The following is a 402-nucleotide window of genomic DNA, read 5'->3' as shown; positions in this document are numbered from 1 at the left end:
CCGTCCAGCTCGGTCTGGTCGAGCAGCGTGAGGCCCATGTAGGCGATCCCCACCATGTGCATGGGCTCGCTCCAGCGCTCGAAGCCGGGCTGCGCGGGATGGATGTCGTTGTCGGAATCGCTGCTCAGCACCGCCACGCGCCGGTCGCGCAGCCACGGCAGGCACGAGGCATGGAGGCCGGTCCCGTGCTTGTAGGTGTTGCCCGGTCCGCCACCGTTGCGCACGAACAGGATGTCGCCCTCGCCGACCCACACGCCGTGCAGACGCTCGGCCGCCTCAAGGTCTTCCAGCATGATCGCCGAGCCCGGCGCTAGCGGGGCGCCTCGCACCTCGGCCACGTCGAGCAGGACTCCGCGACCGACGATGCCGGCCTCGGCAACATGTTCGATCCCCAATCGCACC

The 402-nt window shown here is 69.7% G+C and carries 1 protein-coding gene; it reads right to left on the bottom strand.

The features are described from left to right. Positions 1 to 402: cyclase family protein (locus tag GSQ92_RS16160; RefSeq protein ID WP_174247817.1), on the bottom strand; the 402-nt coding region annotated here is incomplete at both ends.

This window comes from Acidisoma sp. S159, from assembly GCF_009766125.1.
Classification (GTDB): domain Bacteria; phylum Pseudomonadota; class Alphaproteobacteria; order Acetobacterales; family Acetobacteraceae; genus Acidisoma.
The sequence above is the reverse complement of the archived record's forward strand: the minus strand, read 5'-3'. Positions and strand labels throughout refer to the sequence as shown.